The following is an 18,152-nucleotide window of genomic DNA, read 5'->3' as shown; positions in this document are numbered from 1 at the left end:
GTTTCATGGATTTGTGCAGGCTTCTTCTGGTGGACGACCATCCGCTCATGCGGGACGCCCTCGCGAACCTCTTCCGCGCCGAGCCGGGGTTCGAGGTCGTGGGGGAAGCCTCCGAGGGCGCCGAGGCGGTCGCGGAGAGTCTGCGGCTGTCCCCCGACGTGGTGCTCATGGACATCCGCATGCCCGGGATGGACGGGATCGAGGCCACACGCCAGATCGTGGCGCAGTGCCCGGACACCCGGGTGCTGGCACTGACCACGTTCTCCACCCTCGAGTACGTGGTTCCGGCGCTGCGCGCGGGCGCTTCCGGCTACCTGGTCAAGGACGCCCGGCACGACGACATCGTCTCGGCCGTGACCCTCATCCGCGACGACGAGCTGGCCCTGTCCCCGTCCGTGGCGAACTCCCTGGCCAACAACGTGCTGGGCGACGTCCCCGTGCCCTCCGTGCGGCGGGGACGCGGCCGTGGGGCCCTGACCCAGGCGGCCATGTCCCCGCCGCCGGGCCCGCACCCCGGGGCGCCCAAGCTCACCCCGCGCGAGCAGGAGACGCTGGAGTGGATCGCCAAGGGTCTCAACAACGCGGAGATCGCGGAGCGGATGACCGTGTCCCACGGCAGCGTGAAGTCCTACGTGTCCCACCTGTGCGAGAAGCTCGCCGTGCGGGACCGGGTGCAGGTGCTGATCTCCGGCATCCAGTGGGGTCTCGTGCACCCCGAGCTGGACGCGGACTCCACCCCGGGGCCGCGCTGACTCACAGTCCCTGCCCAGTTTCGGTTCACAAGTCTGGCCGAATGGCCATGGTGGTTCGGGGTCCTCGTACGGCAGAGTGGTTCGTGGACATCGGATGAGATGTCCACGCGCTCCGGAGGGGCGGACGGTTGTACGGCGTTCGCATCCCCGACGGAGCGGGCCGCTGGGTTCGCAGCGGGGGTCCCCGTGTCCCCTGTGTGACCGAACGAGTTCCGTGAGGCCTGGATCACCTCACGTGCAGCTCCGAGGATCCCCGCTGCGTCAGCGGTCCAGGGCAGACACGAGCCTGGCCCCGGCGTCCTCCGACCAGGGGGCGTCGGGGTTCTTCTGTGCCCTGCTCCCTCCGGTTCAGCGACCGTGGCCCGCTGGCTGCTCCGTGGCTCGGCCCGCATCCGGCGCGTGGCCGTAGAACCACATGATGTGCTCGCGCAGCAGCCGTGCAGCACGCTCCCCGTCCCGGGCTCGCGTGGCCCGGTGGATCTCCCGGTGCTGCTCCTGCAAACGCGCTCGAATGCTCGGCCAGTCGGAGGTGGCCGCCACGGTCTCCTGGACGTAGCCGATCGTGGCCTCCCGCAGTGACGCCATGATCGTCTCGAGCACCACGTTGCCGCCCAGCGAGGCGAGTTGCAGGTGGAACTGGGCGTCCAGGGCATGGAACTCCTCGTCCCCCACCTCCGGGTCCTCCATGCGGTCCAGCATCTGCTCGGCCTCCGCAAGCACGCGGTCCCGTTCCCCGGTCTCCGACGACGCCGCGTCCAGGCTCGACTGCGTCTCCAGCAGGATGCGGGTGCTCACCACGTCTGCCACCGGCAGGGAGCGGGTGGCGATGTGCATCCGCAGCGCCCAGCCCAGGGCCGCCGAGGGATCCGAGATGACAGTGGCGCCGGACTGCGGACCCGATCCGGTGGCGGTGCGCACCAGCCCCATGGCCGCGAGGATTCGCACGGCCTCCCGCACCGACGCCCGCGAGATGCCGAAGTCCTCGGCCAGGGCGCGCTCGGCGGGCAGCTTGTCGCCCACGCGCAGACCTCCCGAGCGCAGCTGCTGCTCGAGCCAGTCCAGCACCACCGTGTAGGCGGGTGCAGTGCTCATGGTTCCTCCCCGGATCCTGACGTGCGATGGCCCGCCACCGCGAGCTGCGGTGGCGGGCCGAGGCTGTTCACTGTACCCGGCCGTCTCAGGCCGCCGGCAGCATCCACGCGAGCACGTTGGACTGCAGGAACACCAGGCAGCACAGCGCCAGCAGCATGCCCAGGGACCACGGGAGCACGGAGCGGAAGATCTGCGACTCCTTGCCCTGCATCCCCACGGCCGAGGACGCGATGGCCAGGGACTGGGGGGAGATCATCTTGCCCACCACACCGCCGGACGTGTTCGCCGCGGTCATCAGGTACGGGTCCAGCCCGGAGCCCAGGGCCGCGGTCTTCTGCAGGTTGGCGAACAGGGCGTTGGCGGAGGTGTCCGATCCGGTCACGGCCGTGCCCACCCAGCCGAGCACGGGGGAGAAGAAGGCGAACGCCCCGCCGAGTCCCGCGACGAACGTGCCGATCGCCAGGGTCTGGCCGGAGAAGTTCATGACGTAGGCCAGGGCCAGGACCGACATGATGGTCAGGGCGGAGAAGCGCATCTTCCAGAAGCAGCGGCCAATCTCCGCCAGGGCGTCGCCGATGTTCAGGCGGAACGTGCCGTGGTGGTTGAACACGGCGTAGACCACAGCCACCACCAGGCCGGTGAACAGCAGCAGCGTTCCGGGGCTCGAGAGCCACTGGAACGTGTAGACGGTGCCGGAGATGGGGTCCCCCTGGGCGTTGACCAGGTGGCCGTGCAGGCCGGGCCAGGGGATCTTCACGTCAGTGGAGGCCAGGGCCTTGGGGATGCTGACCCCCGCGGTCCACAGCTTGGCGATCCCGAAGACCACCACCACGAGCACGTAGGGCAGCACGGCCATCCACACGCGTGCCGGCGTGAGCACCGCCGCGTTCTCGGGGCGGGTGACGCCCAGGTCCGCGCGCACCTCCTCCGCGCCCTTGGGCCGCCAGAAGCGCATGAGGACCACGATGGCCGCGAGGCCCACCAGCGAGGCCACCACGTCCGTGAGCTCGTAGGAGAAGTGGGTGGCGCACCACCACTGGGCCACGGCGAAGCTGCCGCCCACCACCAGCGCGGCGGGCCAGGCCTGCTTGAGGCCCCGGGCGCCGTCGACGATCATCAGCAGGAAGAACGGAACCACGAACGCGAAGAACGGGGCCTGGTGTCCCACGACCGCGCCGATGTGCGCGGGGTCCAGGTCCGTCAGGGTGCCGGCCGTGGTGATGGGGATGGCGATGGCGCCGAAGGCCACGGGGGCGGTGTTGGCGATCAGGACCAGGGTGGCCGTCTTGAGGGGCTTGAGACCCAGGGCCAGGATCATGGTGGCGGTGATGGCCACGGGGGCACCGAATCCGGCGAGGGCCTCCAGCAGCCCGCCGAAGCAGAAGGCGATCAGCATGGCCTGGATGCGCAGGTCGCCGCCGCCGATGGTGTCGAAGATGGTGCGCAGGTCCTCGAAGCGTCCGGACAGCACGGTCACCTGGTAGAACCACAGGGCCATGACCACGATCCACACGATGGGGAACAGGCCGTAGACGGCGCCCTGGGTGGCCGTCAGCGCGGCGAGGTGGGCCGGCATGCCGAAGCCGAAGACCGCCACGAGCAGGGCCACGGCGAGCGAGGTCAGACCCGCCACGTAGGCGCTCGCCTTGAAGGCGAGCAGCATCACGAAGAAGGTCAGCAGGGGCAGGCAGCCGACCAGGGCTGACCAGCCCACGCTGCCCGCCACGGCATCGGTGGCGGCGGTGAATGTGTTCACGGGTTCTCCAAGGGGTGGGGCCGGATCGGAACCGTGGTTCCCGGATCGAGGGGGCGGTCCCGGCGGGGCGGTGTGCGCCGTGTCCGGGACGGGTCGTACGATAAGTGGTCAGACCATAGTGGTCCGACCACACAGCGTACATGATCCATGTCACACGGTGAAGGAGTCGCGCACCCGCGGGCGTGGGCCCCATGCGCCCCTCCGGCGAAGTGTCCCGGGGTGGGTTGCGCGTTGTTGTGACCGGACTCACGGGCGTAGCCTGGTCTGGCCACAGAGATGGACCGGGGCACAGCATGACCGGCGCAGACGGTTGGGAGACCACACACATGAGAATCGCGCTCTTCGCCACGTGCATCGTGGACGCCATGTACCCCAAGGTGGCGCTGGCCACCGTGCGGATCCTGGAGCGGCTGGGGCACGAGGTCGTGTTCCCCCAGGGGCAGGGCTGCTGCTCGCAGATGCACGTCAACAGCGGGTACTTCCAGGACGCCGTGCCGGTCATCCGCAACCACGTGCGCGCCTTCACCAGCGTGGACTACGACGTCGCCGTGGCACCGTCCGGATCGTGCGTGGCCTCCCTGGGCCACCAGCAGCCCATGGTCGCCCGCGAGTGCGGTGAGGACGCCCTGGCGGAGGACGCCGAGATGGTCGCCGGGAACACGTACGAGCTCTCCGAGCTGCTCGTGGACGTGCTGGGTGTGACCGACGCCGCCGAGCAGCTGGGCTCCTACTTCCCGCACCCCGTGACGTACCACCCCTCGTGCCACGGCATGCGGCTGCTGGGTCTCGGGGACCGCCAGAAGGATCTCGTGCGCTCCGTGGCGGACATCGAGTTCCACGAGCTGCCGGACGCCGAGGAGTGCTGCGGCTTCGGCGGCACCTTCTCCTTCAAAAACCCGGACGTCTCCGGTGCCATGGCGGACGCCAAGCTCCACAACATCCGCGGCTCCGGCGCCTCCCTGTGCACCGGCGGGGACGCCTCCTGCCTGATGCACCTGGGCGGAGCCGCCTCCAAGCGCAAGGTGGACATCCAGACCGTCCACTTCGCGGAGATCCTCGCGTCCACCCGGTCCAACCCGCTGCACGTGGAGGGCCCCGTGGAGCTGTCCATCCCCCAGCCCGGCCGTCGTTCGACGAGCGCGGCCACCACCGCAGGAGCAACTCGATGAGCGTCACGTCCCTCGGCATGCCGTCCGTGCGCCCCGTGCACGGGCAGGGCAACCTGCACGCGCAGGTGGCGTTCCCCAAGGCCGCCAAGAAGGAGCTGCAGAACGAGCAGATGCGGGCCAACATCCGGCACGCCACCCACACCATCCGCGCCAAGCGCGCCGGCGTGGTGGGGGAGGTTCCGGACTGGAGCGAGCTGCGCGACGCCGGCTCCGCCATCAAGGAGACCGTGATGGCGCGGCTGCCGGAGCTGCTCGAGCAGTTCGAGGCGAACGTGACGGCACGCGGCGGCGTCGTCCACTGGGCCCGGGACGCGGACGAGGCGAACGCCATCGTGACCCGCCTGGTCCAGGAGCAGGACACCACCGACGTCATCAAGGTGAAGTCCATGGCCACCCAGGAGATCGGGCTGGACGAGCACCTCTCCGAGCACGGGATCACCGCCACGGAGACGGACCTGGCCGAGCTCATCGTGCAGCTGGGGCGGGACAAGCCCTCGCACATCCTGGTGCCCGCGATCCACAAGAACCGCGAGGAGATTCGCGAGATCTTCAGCCGCGAGATGCCCGGTGTCACGGACGAGCTCACGAGCGAGCCCCGAGTCCTCGCGGAGGCGGCGCGGCAGCACCTGCGGGAGAAGTTCCTGACCACCAAGGTGGCCATCAGCGGTGCGAACTTCGGCATCGCGGACACCGGCACCCTGTCCGTGGTGGAGTCCGAGGGCAACGGCCGCATGTGCCTCACCCTCCCCGAGACGCTCATCACCGTGATGGGCATCGAGAAGCTGCTGCCCACCTACCAGGACCTCGAGGTGTTCTTCCAGCTCCTCCCGCGCTCCTCCACGGGTGAGCGCATGAACCCGTACACCTCCCTGTGGACGGGCGTGACCCCGGGGGACGGCCCCAAGAACTTCCACGTGGTGCTGCTGGACAACGGCCGCTCCGCCGTGCTCTCGGACCCCAAGGGGCGCTCCGCGCTGCACTGCATCCGCTGCTCCGCGTGCCTGAACGTGTGCCCGGTGTACGAGCACGCGGGTGGCCACTCCTACGGCTCCACCTACCCCGGTCCCATCGGGGCGATCCTCTCGCCGCAGCTCACGGGCATCACGTCCGAGAAGAACGCCTCCCTGCCCTACGCGTCCTCGCTGTGCGGTGCGTGCTACCAGGTGTGTCCCGTGAAGATCAACATCCCGGACATCCTGGTGCACCTGCGGGACGAGGACATCCGCACCCAGCACGGTCAGCGCGTGGACCGGGCCGAACCGGCTCCCGCCACCGAGGACCCGGCCGTGGGTGGCGCCGATGACTGGCGCGAGGAGAAGTCCCTCACCGCGGACGAGGGTCAGGGCGGTCAGGACTCTGCGCCCTCCGAGGGATCCCTGTCCCAGCTGGGCTCGCGGGCGCGCCGCGCCGGGCGCCGGATGCGCCGGGCCCTCCTCTCCCGAGGACTGCCCACGCAGATGGACGCCATGATGAAGGGCGCGTCCTTCGTGATGTCCTCCGGTCAGCGGATGTCCCTCGCCGAGCGCGGGCTGCCCATGGGCCGACTGGTGGCGGGCCGCGACCACGCCATCGGCTGGCTGCCCGGCATGGTGGGCGGCTGGACCGACGAGCGGGACATCCCCGAACCGCCCAAGGAGTCCTTCCGCAACTGGTGGAAGAAGCACGAGGGGGAGACCGACGAGCGCCTCGCACGCGACGGTGTCCCGGCGGGGTCCGGCCTGCAGCGCAGCGGTGACGAACGCGCGGAGGACAGCGCGGCGGCGTCGGCCATCCCGGGCGCTCCCGCGGCCGAGGACGCGGCCAAGGCCTCGCGCGTGGCGGAGACCGCCGCCGGCACGGGCGACGACGCCGCCACCCCGGGTGCCGGTCCCGATGCCGCAGCCGGGGGCCAGCGGGAGGCCACGGGCGATCCGCACGAGGACAACATCGACGCCCCCAACGGCCACGCCGAGCGCGGGGACCAGAACGGAGAGCAGGCATGAGCGCGGACGCCAAGACCGAGATCCTGGAGCGGCTGCACGGTGCGCTCTCCGACCACCCGCAGGCGCCCGAGGTCCCCCGGGACTACCGGCACACCTCGGAGCTCTCGCGGGACGAGATCGTGGACATGCTCGAGGACCGGCTGCTGGACTACAAGGCCAATGTGTACCGGGAGACGGCTCAGACGGTGGCGCAGCGGATTGCCACGCAGCTGGGGGCGTCCGCGCGCTACGTGATCCCCGAGGGGCTGGACACCGCGCTGCTGCCGGAGGAGACCGCGGCGCGCCGGGCCATCGTGGATCCCAACGACGGCCGCAAGGCCTCCGCACTGACCGTGCGGGACCTCAACCGGGTGGATGCCGTGGTGACCTCCTCCACGGTGTCCTGCGCGCAGACGGGCACCATCTTCCTGTCCGGGCGCCCGGACGAGGGGCGCCGCGCCATCACGCTGGTGCCGGACCACCACATCTGCATCGTGCCGCTGGACTCCGTGGTGGAGCTGATCCCCGAGGCCATGGCCCGGGTGGAACCCACCGCGCCCACCACCATGATCTCGGGACCGTCCGCCACGTCGGACATCGAGCTCGAGCGCGTGGAGGGTGTCCACGGGCCGCGCACGCTGGACGTGATCCTGCTGGGCTGAGGGTCTGACCGCTCGACGGGCCCGCGCAGCGGCGCCCCGGGGACCCGCCTCGGAGACCACCCACCCACGGGCTGATGCCCAGGTTCACCCCTGAGGGATTAAGTGCAGATATTGCCATCTACCAACCGGTAGATGGCAATATCTGCACTTTTTTCTGCGTGGAGGAGGGCGGTGCTGACGGTGCGCCAGGCGGGTGAGGTGCGGGAGGGGCTCGAGGCGCTCGCGGCGCGTGGCTCTTGCACTGCTCAGTAGCGCGGCTGCGAGGGGTCCACGTCCTCGATCCACGCGAGGATGCCACCGTCCAGGTGCTTGAGGTTGTCCTCCCGCAGGGCGTAGTCGGCGCGCAGGGCCGCGAGGGCCTGCGCGGAGCGCACCCCGGCCTTGCAGTGCAGGACCACGTCCCCCTCGGTGCCCGCGGGCAGCGCCCGCACGCCGTCGGTGAGCAGCCGGTCCAGGGGCACCGGCACGGATCCGGGGATGGACACGAGCTGCCGCTCCCAGTCCTCGCGCACGTCCACGAGCGTGAAGGCGGTCTCGCCGCGCTCGCGGGCCTCCAGCAGCCGGGCGAGTTCGGTGGCGTCCACGGTCTCGACGGCGCTCGGTCCGGCCGGCGGGGTGCCCACCCCGGCCTCGGGGGCAGCGGGCGAGACGTCCCCGCGGTCCGCCGCGCCGTCGCCGGGGGAGGGAAGGCCGCACGCCACGAAGACTTGCGAGAGGTCGGTGACGGGCTTGCGCTCCGGGTCCGGCAGGACGGTGAGGGTGCGCCACGTCTGGGCGAGCGCGTTGTGGACGAGGACCCGGCCCACGAGGGGCGTGCCCAGGCCGGTGAGGAGTTTCAGGGCCTCGGTGGCCATCACGGAGCCGATGGTCGCGGGCAGCACGCCCAGCACCCCGCCCTCCGCGCACGAGGGCACGGAGCCCGCCGGGGGAGCCTCGGGGTAGAGGTCCCGGTACACCGGTCCGTGGCCCGCCCAGAACACCGAGACCTGGCCGTCGAAGCGCAGGATGGAGCCCCACACCACGGGGATGCCGGTGAGCTCGGCGGCGTCCGCCACGAGGTAGCGCGTGGCGAAGTTGTCCGCGCCGTCCAGCACCAGGTCGTACTGCCCGAGGATCTCCAGGGCGTTCTCGGTGCTGAGCCGGGTGTCGTGGGTCCGCACGGTGACCAGCGGGTTGAGACGGGCTACGGCGTCCGCGGCGGAGTCCACCTTGGGCCGTCCCACGTCCCCCACAGTGTGGATCACCTGGCGCTGCAGGTTGGAGACGGACACGACGTCGTCGTCCACGACGCCCAGGGTTCCCACACCGGCGGCCGCAAGGTACTGCAGTGCGGGTGCGCCCAGGCCGCCGGCGCCGACCACGAGCACGCGCGCGTTCTTGAGCCGACGCTGTCCCTCCGGGCCGAACTGCGTGAGCGTGAGGTGGCGCGAGTACCGTTCGAGCTCCTCGCGGGTGAGATCTGCGGCCGGTTCCACCAGGGGGTCGAACGGGGAGGGAGCACTCATCGGGTGACGTCCCCCGCGGCCTCGGCCACGGACCGGGCGGGCCAGTCCCCGCGGGGAGCGTCCTCGCCCGCGCCGATCCGCCCGGCCATGGGCGAGGACGCCAGAGCGTGGGTGCGACGTGCGATCCGTCCCGCGCCGCGCGCGAGCAGACCAGCCTGCACGGCGTGCTTCATGGCGTGGGCCATGGCCACCGGGTCCTGGGCGCGGGTCACCGCAGAGGCGAGCAGCACGGCGTCGCACCCGAGCTCCATGGCCAGCGCCGCCTCGGACGCCGTGCCGATGCCGGCGTCCAGCACCACGGGCACGCCGGCACGCGAGGCGATCAGCTCGATGTTGTGGGGGTTCAGGACGCCTAGTCCCGTGCCGATCGGCGCACCCAGGGGCATCACGGCGCTGGCCCCGGCGTCCTCGAGGCGCAGCGCGAGCACGGGGTCGTCGGACGTGTACGCGAAAACCTTGAAGCCGCGCCGCACGAGCTTCTCGGTGGCGTCCAGCAGCTCCACGCCGTCCGGCAGCAGGGTGTCCTCGTCGGAGATGATCTCCAGCTTGACCCAGTCCGTCTCCAGCGCTTCGCGTCCGAGCTCTGCGGTCAGCAGCGCGTCCCGGGCCGTGTAGCACCCGGCGGTGTTCGGCAGCACCCGGATGCCGTGGCGGCGCAGGATTCCGTACAGGCTGTCCTGCGGGGCCCCCGACGACGACGCCGCCGCACCCGTCCCACCGGTGGCTCCCGTTCCGCGCGGGCCGCCTCCGTCCACCCCCGCTCCGGAGCCACCGGGAACGGAGGCGGCACCCGGCCGCGACGGGCCGGGGGAGAAGCGACGCAGGGCCACCGTGGTCAGCTCGGTGCCGGAGGCCAGCAGGGCGCGCTCGAGCATGGCGAGGTCCGTGAGACCGCCGGTGCCCATGATGAGCCGTGAGGTCAGCTCCACCCCGGCCACCGTCAGCGGCGCTGTGCCCAGATCCTTGTCCGTCATGCTCAGCCTCCCTGCACCGCGGTGACGACCTCCACGGACTGCCCCGGTGCCACGGAGGTGGTGGCCCACAGGGAGCGGGGGACCACGGTGTCGTCCACGGCCACGGCGATCCCCAGGGGGTGCCCGTCCGCGGCGGTGCCCTGCGGCGTGATCTCCCGGCCTGTCAGCTGTGCCACCGCATCGGTGAGGGTGAACCCCTCGTGGACCTCCACCGGGGAGCCGTTGATGCTCGCGGTGCCCGGACCGACGTCCTGCCGCGGCGCGTGGGGCTCGCCAGTGGCGGGCACCGGTCGCCCGGGGTCCGGAGAACCGGGCTCGGCGCCGGCCTCTGGTGTGTGCGGTGCAGGGGCGCTCATGCGAGTCCTCCCGAGAAGTCGGTGGTGTCGTGCAGGTCGTCGTTCGGGCGGGAGTGGCGCCCCGGATCCGTGGCGGCGAGGAACTCCACGTCCCGCTGGTGGTCCACCTCGGGATCCAGAACCCCGGTCACGAGTTCCGCCGCGAGACGGGAGGCCACGGGGGTCAGCAGGATGCCGTGGCGGAAGTGCCCGGTGCTGATCACCAGCCCGGCCACGGAGGTGGTTCCGAGGTAGGGGAGGTCGTCCGGGGTGCCCGGGCGGGCCCGGGCCATCATCTCCAGGACGTCGCAGTCGTCGATCGCGGGAACCACCGCGCGGGCGTCCCGCAGGAGCTGGTGGACGCCTCCGGCCAGCACCGACTCCCGGCCGTCCTCGCGGTTGGTGGCACCGACCACCAGTGTGCGGTCCACGCGCGGGACCATGTAGACCGGGCGGCCCATGACCTGGGCGCGCACCGTGCGGGTCAGCAGGTGCTCCTCACCGGGTCCCAGCACGGAGTCGGGGACGCGCAGCCGCAGGATGTCACCGAACACGGGTCGCAGCCGCAGCTCCAGGTCCTCGGGCAGCCCGCCCATGGTGTTGGCCGTGAGCCCCGAGGCCACCACCACCGCGTCCGCGGGGATCCGTTCGCCGTTGTCCAGGAGCACACCCTCCACCCTGCGGGGGCCCTTGCGGGGCACCTGCACCGACTCCACCCGGTGGGTCAGCCAGGTGACCGGGCCGGCATCCGCGGCGCCCGCGAGCGTCTCGGCGTGCGGTGCGTTGAGGGCCTCGACCATGGCGGCGGCCAGCATCCGCGGGTCCACCTGACGGTCGGAGACGATGCGCACGGCACCCCCGAGCCTGGGGGCGAGCGCGGGTTCCATGGAGCGGGCCTCGCGCGTGGAGATCTCCTCCACGTCCATGCCCGAGGCGATCTGGTGGGAGGCGAGGTCGGAGAGGGACCGGGCGTCCGCGGCGTCGGCGGCGACCACCAGCGTCTCCTCCGTGCGGTATCCCGTGGCGAGTCCCGTGGCCGCGGCCACCCGCTCCACGAAGCCGGGGTACTCCTCGGCGGACGCGCGCATCAGGGGGTAGAGCCGCTCCTGGCCGTACTGGGTCTCCGCGACGGGTGCCAGCATCCCCGCCGCGGCACGTGTGGCGCCCCACGCGGGCTGGGGGTCGGCCACGGTGACGGCAACCCCGCGGCGTCGCAGTTCGAGCGCTGTGGCCAGGCCGATCAGACCGGCCCCGGCCACCACCACGTGGGCGGGCGTGTTCTCGGGCATCTCTTCCTCCCTCCGGCGGCATGATCCGCGTCAGGTGACCGGTCGGCGGCTCACGCCCTCTCAGCCCGCTGCGGTGGTCCGTGCGGACGGGTGCGGGCTCCCGTGGAACTCGTCGGGCGGCACGATGCAGGGCGGCCGGACGACGCCGCCAGTCTAGTCCTCCCCGTGGCCCCCGTCCCCGGGGAATTCGCGGGGAGCAGATCGCTCGCCGCGCGCCCTGTGCCGGTTCGTGCCACGATGGCGGCATGGCACAGATCGAGGACCAGGGACGACGACGCCGCGAGAAGCTGCGGGACACGCGGCTCTACGTGTGCGTGACCGCACGACGGGAACGCGGTGACCTGCGGGAGTTCCTGCACGCCGCATACGCGGGCGGGACGGACATCATCCAGCTGCGGGACAAGACGCTCGAGGCGGCCGCGGAGATCGAGGCCATCGGGGTGCTCGCTGAGGTTGCCCGTGAGCACGGCAAGCTCTTTGCGGTGAACGACCGCGCGGACGTGGCCCTGCTGACCGGCGCGGACGTGTTCCACGTGGGCCAGGGGGATCTCACCACGCAGCAGGCCCGCACGGTGCTGGGTCCTGACGTGGTGCTCGGCCGCTCGTGCCACTCGCCCGCCCAGGTGGATGCCGCGCTCGCGGATCCCGGGCTCGACTACTTCTGCACCGGACCGGTCTGGGAGACCCCCACCAAACCGGGACGGGCCGCGGTGGGCCTGGAGCTGCCCCGCTACGCCGCGGAGCACGCCGGGGACACGCCGTTCTTCGCGATCGGGGGTGTCGACGCCGCCCGGCTCCCCGCCGTGCTCGGCACCGGGGCCTCGCGCATCGTGGTGGTGCGGGCGGTCACCGAGGCCACCGATGTCACCGCCGCCGCGCGCGAACTCCGGGACGCGCTGCCCGCCTGACGGGGGAGGCGCCGGTCAGCGAACGGCACCGCACTGCCCGGGATGCTGCTCGCACCACGGGGTGACGCCCGGAAAGCGTCCTCGGTGAGCGGCCACCCAGCGGTAGACGGCCTCCTGGGTGCGGGCCACCAGCGGCAGCCCGTAGAGCGCGCCGAAGAAGCGTGTGCCCAGGGCTGTGTCAAGGATGCTCGCAACTGCTCGGGCACCGCTCACCGCGAGCCCGCCGTCGCCCTGCGGGTCCCCGGGCCCGGCGGGGACCGCCCAGACCGAGGCGTCGCACTGCTGCGGGGTCAGGCCGAAGCGCTCCGGCACGCCCGGGTGCTGCCACGCGTGCAGCTCGATCCGTCCGTGGCGGTCCAGGTGTTCCACCCAGCCCACCGCGCGGGTGCAGAAACCGCACCGGCCGTCGAAGACCACGTGCAGCCGGGTGCTCACAGGACCACGCTCCCCGAGACGCACACCGTGCAGTGCCCACCCACGCGCACGGCACCCGTCGCATCCGCGCTCACGCGGACCAGCCCTCGACGACCCATCCGGGTGCCCTGACGTGCGGTGTAGTCCTGCGGGGCGCGGCCGGTCCGCACGAGCCACTGCGCGAGACCCGCGTTGAGGCTGCCGGTCACGGGGTCCTCGTACCCGGTGGCCCCGGGCACGAACGCGCGCACCTCGAAGCGGTGCTCCGCGCTGTCGGGGGCGGGGCCGAGCACTCCCACCTTGTGCGCACCGAGTGCGGCGAAGGTGGGTTCCAGTGCGAGCACCTCGTCCGCGGAGCTGAGCAGCAGCGCGGCCCACCCCGGTCCGTTGTCCACCCACTGGTGCGCCACCACCTGGTCCGGGTGCAGGCCCAGCCCGGTGGTGATCGGCTCCAGCACGTTCGGTGCGAGGTCCCCCGAGCGGAGGGTGGGCGGGGCCTCGAAGGCGAGGGCGGCGTCGTCGTTGGACGTGTGGACGCGGACCAGGCCCGTGGCGCACTCCTGGACGATGACGTCACCGCGCGGCGTGTTTCCCGCCGCGAGCCACGCGCGGGCCGAGCCCAGGGTGGGGTGGCCCGCGAACGGCAGCTCGCGGTCGGGCGTGAAGATGCGCAGCCGGTAGTCCGCGTCGGGGGAGGTGGGCGGCAGCACGAACGTGGTCTCGGAGAGGTTGGTCCAGTTCGCGAACCGTGCCATCTGCTCGTCCGTGAGGTCCGCGCCGTCCAGGACGACGGCCACGGGATTGCCCCGGAAGGGCTCGGCGGAGAACACGTCCACCTGGGCGAACGGGCGGGAACGGGGTGCGGAGGTCATGCCCCGATTCCACCACGGAGCCCCGACGCGCGGGGGGCGGGCATGAAAAAAATCCCCTTGCTCCGGTTGCGGAGGAGCAAGGGGATTTCGGTCGGGATGACAGGATTTGAACCTGCGACCTCGTCGTCCCGAACGACGCGCGCTACCAAGCTGCGCCACATCCCGGAAGTTGCACGGGCGAACCCGCGAACAACTGCTTCAGCATAGCGTCAGGGTCCGGAGAATGTGAAATTTCCCCGCGCCGCCCCGGTAGCCTCGCTGGTATGGAGAACCCCGCCGTGACGGCCGTCACCCCTCGCACGTGGTGGCGCGTGGGCACGGCCATGTTCACCGTGGGGTTCGGTGCCAACCTTTTCGCCCCGATGCTCGAGGTCTACCGCTCGCAGGACGGGCTCAGCGAGTCCTTCGTGACCGGGATGCTCGGGATCTACGCGGCGGGCCTCGTGCCTGCGCTGCTCGTGCTCGGCCCGGTCTCCGACCACCGGGGCCGGCGCGCCGTGATGCGCCCCGCGCTCGCGGTGGTCCTCGTGGCGTCCCTGGTGCTCGCGGCGGCGTCCCACACCACGGACTGGCTGCTGTACCCGGGCCGCTGGATCATGGGCTTCGGCGTGGGGATGGCCATGGCGTCCGGGTCCGCGTGGGTCAAGCAGCTGAGCACCGACCGCCCGGGTGCCGGACCCCGGCGGGCCACCGTGGTGCTCTCCGCGGGCTTCGGTGCCGGGCCGCTCGCGGCCGGGCTGCTCGCGCAGTTCCTGCCCGCGCCGCAGGTCACCCCGTTCGTGGTGCACGTGGTCCTCACCGTGGTGGCCGCGGTGCTCGTGTGGAACGTCCCCGAGACGCAGCCACCCGCGAGCGGCCCGCGCCCGTCACGGCCCCTGGTTCCTGCCGTGGCGCGCACGTCCCGGTTCTTCTGGGTGGTCGCGGCATGGGCGCCGTGGGTGTTCGGCACGGCGACGATTGCCTTTGCGAGCATCCCGTCCTTCCTGCTCAGCACCGTGCGCTGGCCCGTGGCCTACCTGGGCGTCGTGGCCGCTGCCGTGATGTTCACGGGCGTGCTGGTGCAGCCGCTCGCGGCGCGGCTCGCGCGCCACGGGTGGCTCCCGCTGTCCGTCACCGGGCTCGGCGCGGCGAGCGTGGGCCTGGTCCTCGGCGCGCTGACGGTGACCTGGCACTCGAGCTGGCTCGCGGTTCCCACGGCCGTGGTGCTGGGCGTGAGCTACGGGTTCATGATGGTGGCCGGGCTGCGCGAGGTGGAGCTCATGGCCCGCCCGCACGAGCTTGGGGCGCTCATCGGCGTGTTCTACACCCTCACCTACACGGGTTTCGCGGTGCCGTTCGTGCTGTCGCTCGTGGCGCCGGCCGTGGCCCGCTGGGCCGGGGTGGAGCCCACCACGGGCTTCGTGTGGTGCCTGCTCTTCGGCGTGCTGGTGTGCGCGGCCTCCGCGGTCCCGGTGGCGCGCGCCGCGGCACGGGGTGTCCCGGATCCGGGCACGACGCCGCCGCGGGGCTGAGCCGCGTCCGTCCGGCTCAGCGGGTGACTCGCTCCAGGACCTGCAGCACGTGCTCGTAGGGCCGGCCCGTGGCCTCCGTGAGGGCCTGCTCGCACGTCCGGTTCAACGATGCATATGCATCGAAATCACCGGCCCGCACCTCCGCGGCCTCGCGCCGCGTGGCGGACGCCGTGAGCTCCGGGTGCAGCATCCCGCGGTCCCCGGCGTAGCCGCAGCAGCCCCAGTCCACGGGCACGGTGACCTCCCGGGCGCACGCCCGGGCCACCCGCATGAGGTCTTCGGTGGCGCCCAGGTGCACGGACGAGCACGTGGGGTGCACGGCCAGGGTCTCCAGGCGTGCTTTTCGGTCCAGGCCGGGCAGCACGTGCTCGGCGGTGAAGGTCACGGCGTCCACGAAGCGGAGCTCGCGGTACACGGGATGGTCCGTGGCCAGCTCCCGCATGGTCTCGAGCCCCTCGGTGCAGGACGCCGCATCGCACACCACCGGCAGCCGCCCCTGCTCGGAGGCTTCCCACAGCATCCCGAGGGTCCGCTCGGTCATCGTGGCGTAGCCGGTGGGCAGGCCCTTGGACTTCCACGGGGTGCCGCAGCAGGCCGAGTCGATGCCCTCCGGGATCCGCACGGCCACACCGGCGCGCTCGCACAGCCGCAGGAACGCCTCGGAGGCCGAGGGGCCCTCCCCGGTCACCGTGCCGAACATCGCCCCGATGCACGCGGGGAAGAACACGGCTCGGACGGGATGGTGCTGCGCGGAGGCCGACGCCGCGGTGTCACCGCGGGCAGCCGTCGCCCCCGGTTCCGCCGCACCCGTTCCCACGGCACTCGTGCCCGGGGTGCCCGCAGCCCCTCGGGACGGTCGCTCGGCAGGGGAGGGCGCGGGCGGCGTCGTCAACCGGGAGCGGTTGCCGCCACCCGCCGGGAGCGTGGCGTTGTAGCGGGGGACCGTGTCCGCGCCGAGCACGGCGCGGGCCGCGCGGGTCGCAGAGGCGGGCAGCGCGGCGGGCATGCGCGAGGCCAGCGTGAGGGCGAAGGACGCCCCCGCAGAGGTCGCGGCCCACGAGCGCGCGGCGGCCCCCCACGCGAGGTCCGCGACCGTGGAGTGGTTCTCCGCGCGCAGCCGGCGCACCAGGTCACCCGTGTTGATGTGCACGGGGCACGCCGTGACGCACATGCCGTCCACCGCGCACGTCTGCAGCCCGGCGTAGTCGTACTCGCGGCGCAGCCGTGCGGCCAGGGCGGTGTCCCCGCGCTCCTCGGCCCGGGCGATCTCCCTGCGGCCCACGATGCGCTGGCGCGGCGTGAGCGTGAGGTCCTGGGACGGGCACACCGGCTCGCAGTAGCCGCACTCCACGCAGCGGTCCACCTCGGACTCCACGGGCGGGGCGGTCTTGAGGTCCCGCAGGTACGCACGCGGGTCCTCGGTGAGGATCACGCCGGGGTTGAAGCGGTTCCCGGGGTCGATCAGGGCCTTGAGCTCCACCATCACGGAGTGCAGCTCGTCCCCGTACTGCCGCCGCACGAACGGCGCCATGATGCGCCCGGTGCCGTGCTCCGCCTTCAGCGAGCCCCCGCGGCCGAGCACCAGGTCCACCATCTCCTCGGTGAAGCGCTCGTAGCGCTCCAGCTGGGCGGGGTCGTCGAACTGCTCGTTGAGCATGAAGTGGACGTTGCCGTCCTTGGCATGGCCGAAGATCACGGAGTCCCGGTAGCCGTGGGCGTCGAAGAGCCCGGTGAGCTGCTCGCACGTGCCGCCCAGCTGGTCCACGGGCACCACCACGTCCTCGAGCAGCGCGTTGGTGCCCTGCGGCCGGTTGCCCGCCACGGTGGTGTAGAGCCCCTTGCGCACGGTCCACAGGCTCGCGCGCTCGCGGGGGTCCGTGGTCAGGGACACGGGCCCGGTCAGCTCCAGCGCATCGAAGGTGGACGACGCCGCCTGCGCCAGCTCCCGCACACCGTCCGGGGTGTCGTGCTGGTACTCCACGAGCAGCGCGGCCTGCTGGTCCACGGGGATGTCCATGATCGCGGGCGGGGCGAGCCCCGTGCGCTGCGAGACCGCCAGGGACGTGGCGTCCAGCAGCTCCAGGGTGGCGCAGTGCGAGCCCACCAGCTCCGGCACCGCGCTCGTGGCGGCCACCACGGTGGGGAACACCAGCAGGCCGGTGGCCACGTGCGGGTGCACGGGCACGGTGCGCAGGGTCGCGCTCGCCACGAACCCCAGCGTGCCCTCGGAGCCGATCATGAGGTGCTCCAGGATCGCCACGGGGTCCTCGTGGTCCAGGAAAGAGTTCAGCCCGTAGCCCATGGTGTTCTTCATGGCGAACAGCCGCTCCACGGTCCGCACGGACTCCGGGTTGCCCCGCACGCGGTCCCGCAGCCGGAGCAGGCCCTCGAACAGCTCGGGCTCGCGCGCCCGCAACGTCTCGGCGGCGTCCGGGGCGGCGGTGTCCAGGACCGTGCCGGAGGGCAGCACGAGCACCATGGACTCCAGGGTGCGGTACGTGTTGAACTCCGTGCCGCACGCCATCCCGGAGGAGTTGTTGGCCACCACTCCGCCCAGCGTGCACGCCGACTCGCTCGCCGGATCCGGGCCCAGCGACCGCCCGTGCGGGGCCAGCCGGGCATTGACCTGGCGCACGGTGACGCCCGGCTGGACGCGCACGCGGGCGCCCTGGTCCAGGACCTCCACGGCCTTGAAGTGCCGGCGCACGTCCACGAGCAGCTGGTCCGTGACGGCCTGCCCGGACAGGGACGTGCCGCCCGAGCGCAGCGTCAGCCCCGCGCCCGCCTCCGCGGCGGCCGCGAAGATGCGCCCCACCTCGGACTCGTCCCGCGGACGCAGCACCGCGCGGGGCTGCAGCAGGTAGTGAGAGGCGTCGTGGGCCACGGCCCGCCGCTCCAGCTCCCCGCTGACGACGACGCCGCTGCCGCACTCCCGCTCGATCCTGGCCACCG

At 72.3% G+C, this 18,152-nt stretch carries 15 protein-coding genes, 1 tRNA gene and 1 riboswitch; of the genes, 6 read left to right on the top strand and 10 right to left on the bottom strand.

Translation table 11 applies throughout. The annotated features are described in order from the left end of the window. Positions 1–5 precede the first annotated feature (5 nt). Positions 6–752, top strand: coding sequence for a response regulator transcription factor (locus QL985_RS05155; protein WP_039102018.1), 747 nt, complete (start codon positions 6–8; stop codon positions 750–752). Between the two features lie 348 nt (positions 753–1,100). Here the strand turns inward: QL985_RS05155 and QL985_RS05150 are convergent, their stop codons facing one another. Then, positions 1,101–1,844, bottom strand: a complete 744-nt coding sequence (locus QL985_RS05150) for an FCD domain-containing protein (protein WP_039102019.1) — start codon at positions 1,842–1,844, stop codon at positions 1,101–1,103. Positions 1,845–1,929: 85 nt separating this feature from the next. Next, the gene (locus QL985_RS05145) at positions 1,930–3,600 is read right to left on the bottom strand and encodes an L-lactate permease (protein ID WP_039102020.1); all 1,671 of its coding nucleotides are present in this window, start codon (positions 3,598–3,600) and stop codon (positions 1,930–1,932) included. Between the two features lie 326 nt (positions 3,601–3,926). Between QL985_RS05145 and QL985_RS05140 the strand changes: the two genes are divergently transcribed. From QL985_RS05140 to QL985_RS05130, 3 genes are read left to right on the top strand one after another with little or no spacing between them, the layout of a single operon-like run. After that, on the top strand, positions 3,927–4,769 hold the full coding sequence (locus QL985_RS05140; RefSeq protein WP_039102030.1) for a (Fe-S)-binding protein: 843 nt from the start codon (positions 3,927–3,929) through the stop codon (positions 4,767–4,769). Then, a complete protein-coding gene (locus QL985_RS05135) occupies positions 4,766–6,751 on the top strand; it encodes a LutB/LldF family L-lactate oxidation iron-sulfur protein (protein WP_039102021.1) in 1,986 nt (661 codons plus the stop codon). Before QL985_RS05140 ends, QL985_RS05135 begins: the two co-directional genes overlap by 4 nt. Further along, the gene (locus QL985_RS05130; protein WP_039102022.1) at positions 6,748–7,392 is read left to right on the top strand and encodes an LUD domain-containing protein; all 645 of its coding nucleotides are present in this window, start codon (positions 6,748–6,750) and stop codon (positions 7,390–7,392) included. Before QL985_RS05135 ends, QL985_RS05130 begins: the two co-directional genes overlap by 4 nt. 245 nt (positions 7,393–7,637) lie before the next feature. Here the strand turns inward: QL985_RS05130 and moeB are convergent, their stop codons facing one another. The 4 genes from moeB to thiO all read right to left on the bottom strand — a co-directional run bounded on the left by moeB (position 7,638) and on the right by thiO (position 11,495). Continuing rightward, the gene (moeB, locus tag QL985_RS05125) at positions 7,638–8,897 is read right to left on the bottom strand and encodes a molybdopterin-synthase adenylyltransferase MoeB (RefSeq protein ID WP_039100570.1); all 1,260 of its coding nucleotides are present in this window, start codon (positions 8,895–8,897) and stop codon (positions 7,638–7,640) included. Then, positions 8,894–9,871, bottom strand: coding sequence for a thiazole synthase (locus QL985_RS05120; protein WP_039100571.1), 978 nt, complete (start codon positions 9,869–9,871; stop codon positions 8,894–8,896). Before QL985_RS05120 ends, moeB begins: the two co-directional genes overlap by 4 nt. Before the next feature lie 2 nt (positions 9,872–9,873). After that, entirely contained in the window at positions 9,874–10,158 is a 285-nt protein-coding gene (gene thiS, locus QL985_RS05115) for a sulfur carrier protein ThiS (RefSeq protein WP_259906002.1), read from the bottom strand. A gap of 65 nt (positions 10,159–10,223) precedes the next feature. Further along, positions 10,224–11,495 carry a glycine oxidase ThiO gene (gene thiO / locus QL985_RS05110; RefSeq protein ID WP_121566343.1) on the bottom strand — a complete coding sequence of 424 codons (1,272 nt, stop codon included), beginning with the start codon at positions 11,493–11,495 and terminating at the stop codon, positions 10,224–10,226. Continuing rightward, positions 11,486–11,609, bottom strand: a riboswitch (TPP riboswitch). (Overlaps the previous gene by 10 nt.) A gap of 131 nt (positions 11,610–11,740) precedes the next feature. Here thiO and thiE point away from each other — a divergent pair. Next, complete coding sequence (gene thiE, locus QL985_RS05105; RefSeq protein ID WP_121566344.1) at positions 11,741–12,403, top strand: thiamine phosphate synthase; 663 nt, start codon at positions 11,741–11,743, stop codon at positions 12,401–12,403. Between the two features lie 15 nt (positions 12,404–12,418). On the opposite strand, the gene QL985_RS05100 is transcribed toward thiE, so the two are convergent. The 3 genes from QL985_RS05100 to QL985_RS05090 all read right to left on the bottom strand — a co-directional run bounded on the left by QL985_RS05100 (position 12,419) and on the right by QL985_RS05090 (position 13,854). Then, positions 12,419–12,838 (bottom strand): DUF393 domain-containing protein, encoded by a 420-nt coding sequence (locus QL985_RS05100; protein WP_245190519.1) that lies wholly within the window; start codon positions 12,836–12,838, stop codon positions 12,419–12,421. Further along, positions 12,835–13,689, bottom strand: a complete 855-nt coding sequence (locus tag QL985_RS05095; protein ID WP_121566345.1) for a PhzF family phenazine biosynthesis protein — start codon at positions 13,687–13,689, stop codon at positions 12,835–12,837. The genes QL985_RS05100 and QL985_RS05095 overlap by 4 nt, the downstream gene beginning before the upstream one ends. A gap of 91 nt (positions 13,690–13,780) precedes the next feature. Next, positions 13,781–13,854: transfer RNA gene (locus QL985_RS05090), tRNA-Pro, on the bottom strand. 98 nt (positions 13,855–13,952) lie between these two features. Here QL985_RS05090 and QL985_RS05085 point away from each other — a divergent pair. After that, positions 13,953–15,200: an MFS transporter gene (locus QL985_RS05085; protein WP_039100575.1), complete on the top strand. Its 1,248-nt coding sequence runs from the start codon at positions 13,953–13,955 to the stop codon at positions 15,198–15,200. 16 nt (positions 15,201–15,216) lie between these two features. Here QL985_RS05085 and QL985_RS05080 read toward each other — a convergent pair whose 3' ends face one another. After that, positions 15,217–18,150, bottom strand: coding sequence for an FAD-binding and (Fe-S)-binding domain-containing protein (locus QL985_RS05080; protein ID WP_249494075.1), 2,934 nt, complete (start codon positions 18,148–18,150; stop codon positions 15,217–15,219). Positions 18,151–18,152 lie beyond the last annotated feature (2 nt).

It is taken from the genome of Kocuria sp. APC 4018 (genome assembly GCF_030407675.1).
In the GTDB taxonomy this organism is placed as follows: Bacteria; Actinomycetota; Actinomycetes; order Actinomycetales; family Micrococcaceae; genus Kocuria; species Kocuria rhizophila.
This window is presented reverse-complemented; position numbering and strand designations above follow the sequence as displayed.

Coding starts and splice junctions, on each gene's coding strand:
- QL985_RS05155 (WP_039102018.1), top strand. CDS start 6: ATGGATTTGTGCAGGCTTCTTCTGGTGGACGACCATCCGCTCATGCGG.
- QL985_RS05150 (WP_039102019.1), bottom strand. CDS start 1,844: ATGAGCACTGCACCCGCCTACACGGTGGTGCTGGACTGGCTCGAGCAG.
- QL985_RS05140 (WP_039102030.1), top strand. CDS start 3,927: ATGAGAATCGCGCTCTTCGCCACGTGCATCGTGGACGCCATGTACCCC.
- QL985_RS05135 (WP_039102021.1), top strand. CDS start 4,766: ATGAGCGTCACGTCCCTCGGCATGCCGTCCGTGCGCCCCGTGCACGGG.
- QL985_RS05130 (WP_039102022.1), top strand. CDS start 6,748: ATGAGCGCGGACGCCAAGACCGAGATCCTGGAGCGGCTGCACGGTGCG.
- moeB (WP_039100570.1), bottom strand. CDS start 8,897: ATGAGTGCTCCCTCCCCGTTCGACCCCCTGGTGGAACCGGCCGCAGAT.
- QL985_RS05120 (WP_039100571.1), bottom strand. CDS start 9,871: ATGACGGACAAGGATCTGGGCACAGCGCCGCTGACGGTGGCCGGGGTG.
- thiO (WP_121566343.1), bottom strand. CDS start 11,495: ATGCCCGAGAACACGCCCGCCCACGTGGTGGTGGCCGGGGCCGGTCTG.
- thiE (WP_121566344.1), top strand. CDS start 11,741: ATGGCACAGATCGAGGACCAGGGACGACGACGCCGCGAGAAGCTGCGG.
- QL985_RS05095 (WP_121566345.1), bottom strand. CDS start 13,689: ATGACCTCCGCACCCCGTTCCCGCCCGTTCGCCCAGGTGGACGTGTTC.
- QL985_RS05085 (WP_039100575.1), top strand. CDS start 13,953: ATGGAGAACCCCGCCGTGACGGCCGTCACCCCTCGCACGTGGTGGCGC.